The sequence below is a fragment of the Streptomyces sp. NPDC059456 genome (assembly GCF_042750055.1).
Lineage (GTDB): Bacteria > Actinomycetota > Actinomycetes > Streptomycetales > Streptomycetaceae > Streptomyces.
The window spans coordinates 1-3,738 of the sequence record NZ_JBHYVA010000775.1; the positions used below are offsets into that span (position 1 = coordinate 1).

The 3,738-nt window shown below is 73.4% G+C and carries 2 protein-coding genes; one reads left to right on the forward strand and one right to left on the reverse strand.

Going from position 1 to position 3,738, the window contains the following annotated elements:
- On the reverse strand, positions 1–265 hold a 265-nt coding region (locus ACFXA3_RS38235; protein ID WP_385195222.1), incomplete at its 3' end, for a maltotransferase domain-containing protein.
- A gap of 685 nt (positions 266–950) precedes the next feature.
- Between ACFXA3_RS38235 and glgP the strand changes: the two genes are divergently transcribed.
- The gene (gene glgP, locus ACFXA3_RS38240; protein WP_385195225.1) at positions 951–3,605 is read left to right on the forward strand and encodes an alpha-glucan family phosphorylase; all 2,655 of its coding nucleotides are present in this window, start codon (positions 951–953) and stop codon (positions 3,603–3,605) included.
- Positions 3,606–3,738 lie beyond the last annotated feature (133 nt).

Consider the following 3,738-nt stretch of genomic DNA (forward strand, 5'->3'; position numbering starts at 1 on the left):
CGACGGTGTAGGTCCACCTCCCCTCGGCCTCGGCGGAGACCCGGGCCCCCCACCGGTCGGTGCCGGGCGCCAGCTCGCGCATCGGCACGGGGGGCCGCAGCCGCCCGCTGGGGTCGCGGAGCACGACGTGGGCGGCGACGGCGTCGTGGCCCTCGCGGAAAACGGTGGCGGAGATCTCGAAGACCTCGTCGACGACCGCCTTGGCGGGTCTGGCCCCGCAGTCGACGGCGGGGCGGACGTCCAGCACGGGAATGCGACCGATCATGATGGGATCACCTGGAGGCAGTTCGCGGGGCTCGGTGACAACAGCCCAGCCGGAACACCGGCTGGTCGTGCACGCTCTGTTCGCTCTGTTTCTAGCCGCTCGGAAGACGGCTGGGCTGCGGGCATGGCCGCTCCTGTCCGCGTTCACTCGGGTGGCGGGAGAGGTGGTGGGGCGGGGTGCCGTGCGTGTACGCGGGGAGCCCTGCCCACTCTCGCCCCGCTCAATCCGTGCGCTCGGTTAACTACTCGTACGTAGTGGCGAGGCTCGGACCAAGGTCTTGGCCGACATCCGCCGAGGCTCAGTCAAGTCGGTTGGGACTACCGGATGTACGTCGTGGCACCCCCCGTCCCACGGGCACCGGCGGCCTCACCGGTGACCAGGGATATGGGGTGATGGGCGAGGATTGCCCGAAGTGGCCACGGCTCCCCGGGTGGTCGTCGCGGGGGCTTCCGGTACCGGTTCACATGCGCCCGGCACGGTGCGGCGGCCCTGCCGCAACGCGGGAATGTCCTGAATCCACATCGCCGTCCGCACGGCCGCGTGCGAAGGAACCTTCCTGTGGCGCCCCTTCCGGGCGGCACCGTGGCAGGCGGGGCGGGGTGAGGCTAGCCTTCCCGGGGTGATGCGCGGGCGCACAGCGTGGTGCGGCCGCTTCGATCCGCAATTGCCTGCGAAGGTGGAACGCGTGAAGGCTATCCGTCGATTCACCGTGCGCCCCGTACTCCCGGAACCACTGCTGCCGCTCGCCGACCTCGCGCGCAATCTGCGCTGGTCGTGGCATACCGAGACCCGCGAACTCTTCCAATCCGTCGACCCCGAGGGATGGCAGGCCGCCGGCGGCGATCCCGTCCGGCTGCTCGGCTCCGTCTCCGCCCAACGGCTCGAAGAACTGGCCGCCGACCGCCGCTTCCTGCGCCGGCTCGCCGTCATCGCCGCCGACCTCGACGACTACGTCCACGGCGGGAGGTGGTACCAGAGCCATGAGGACGGCACCGGGCTTCCCGCCGGGATCGCCTACTTCTCACCCGAGTTCGGGATCACCGCCGCCCTCCCCCAGTACTCCGGCGGGCTCGGGATCCTCGCCGGGGACCACCTCAAAGCCGCCAGCGACCTCGGCGTCCCCCTCATCGGCGTGGGACTGCTGTACCGGCACGGGTACTTCCGCCAGTCCCTCTCCCGGGACGGCTGGCAGCAGGAGCACTACCCCGTCCTCGACCCCAACGAGCTCCCCGTGTCCCTGCTGCGGGACACGGACGGGGCCCCGGCCCGGGTGACCCTGGGCCTGCCCGGCGGCCGCGCCCTGCACGCCCACATCTGGCAGGCCCGCGTCGGCCGGGTACCGCTGCTGCTCCTGGACTCCGACGTCGAGGACAACGACGCCGGCGCCCGGGAGGTGACCGACCGGCTCTACGGCGGCGGCAGCGACCACCGCCTCCTCCAGGAGATGCTGCTCGGCATCGGGGGCGTGCGCGCGGTGCGCGCGTACTGCCGGATCACCGGGCACCCCGACCCCGAGGTGTTCCACACGAACGAGGGACACGCCGGCTTCCTCGGACTCGAACGCATAAGGGAACTGGAAGGGGAGCAGGGGCTCGGCTTCGAGGCCGCCGTCGAGGCGGTGCGCGCCGGAACCGTGTTCACCACGCACACCCCGGTGCCCGCCGGCATCGACCGCTTCGAGCGGGCCCTCGTCGCCCGGCACTTCGGGCCCGGCGCGGAACTGGCCGCCCTGCCCGTCGACCGGATCCTGGAACTGGGCGCCGAGTCCTATCCCGGCGGCGACCCCGGGGTGTTCAACATGGCCGTGATGGGGCTGCGCCTGGCCCAGCGGGCCAACGGGGTCTCGACCCTGCACGGGGCGGTCAGCCGCGGCATGTTCGCCGGCCTGTGGCCGGGCTTCGACCCGGCCGACGTGCCCATCACCTCCGTGACCAACGGGGTCCACGCCCCGACCTGGGTGGCACCCGAGGTCGTCCGCCTCGGCGCCCGCCAGATCGGCGCCGGGCGGACCGAGGACGCGCTGTCGGTGGGCGGCTCCCAGCGCTGGGACGCGGTCGCCGACATCGCCGACCAGGACATCTGGGACCTGCGGCGCGGGCTGCGCGAACAGCTCGTGCAGGAGGTCCGCGACCGGCTGCGGGCCTCGTGGCTCCAGCGCGGTGCCGCCGAGGCCGAACTCGGCTGGGTGGACTCCGTACTCGACCCGGACGTGCTGACCATCGGGTTCGCCCGGCGCGTGCCCTCGTACAAGCGGCTCACGCTGATGCTGCGCGACCCCGAACGGCTGCGCGCGCTGCTGCTCGACCCGGACCGGCCCGTGCAGATCGTCGTCGCGGGCAAGGCCCACCCGGCCGACGACGGGGGCAAACGGCTCGTCCAGGAGCTGGTCCGGTTCTCCGACGACCCGCGGGTGCGCCACCGGATCGTCTTCCTGCCCGACTACGGCATGGCCATGGCGCAGAAGCTCTACCCGGGCTGCGACGTCTGGCTGAACAACCCGCTGCGGCCGCTGGAGGCCTGCGGGACCAGCGGGATGAAGGCGGCGCTCAACGGCTGCCTCAACCTGTCCGTCCTGGACGGCTGGTGGGACGAGTGGTTCGAGCCGGACTTCGGCTGGGCCATCCCCACGGCCGACGGCCTCGGCACGGACGAGGACCGCCGCGACGACCTGGAGGCCCACGCCCTCTACGAGTTGATCGAGGACCGGGTCGCGCCGCGGTTCTACGACCGGACGGGCCGCAGCGGACTGCCGGTGCGGTGGATCGAGATGGTCCGGCGCACCCTCGTCTCGCTCGGCCCCAAGGTGCTCGCGGGCCGCATGGTGCGCGAGTACGTGGAGCGGCTGTACGCACCGGCCGCGCGCGCCCACCGGGCCCTGAACCCGGACGCGGCACGCGACCTGGCCTGGTGGAAGGGCCGGGTCCGGGCGGCCTGGCCGCGGGTCGCCGTCGAGCACGTGGAGGCGCTGGCCGCGGCTCCCGTGGGCGGCACCGCCGAACTGGGGGCCACCCTCACGCTGCGGGTACGGGTGGCGCTGGACGCGCTCACCCCCGAGGACGTGGAGGTCCAGGCCGTCGCCGGCCGGGTGGACCCGCAGGACGTGATCCGCGACGGGCGGACCTTCCCGCTCAAGCCGGCCGCCGGGCCCGACCTGGAAGGGCGCTGGATGTACGAGGGCCCGCTCGCCCTCGACCGCACCGGGCCCTACGGGTACACGGTGCGGATCCTGCCCGCGCACCCGCTGCTGGCCACGCCGGCCGAACTGGGGCTGGTCGCGGCCCCGGTGGACACCGACACGGCCGGTGACGCGGGCGCGGGAGACGGCGTGCTCCTGCGCTAGCGGCCGGGTCCCCGAGGGCCGGGTCCCGAGGGGTCAGGGGGCGGGCGGCAGGTCGACCCGCCGCCCGCCCTCCACCAGCATCCCGGCCCGCTTGATGTTGCGCAGGGTCGGGATAACCTCCACGTGCTGGATG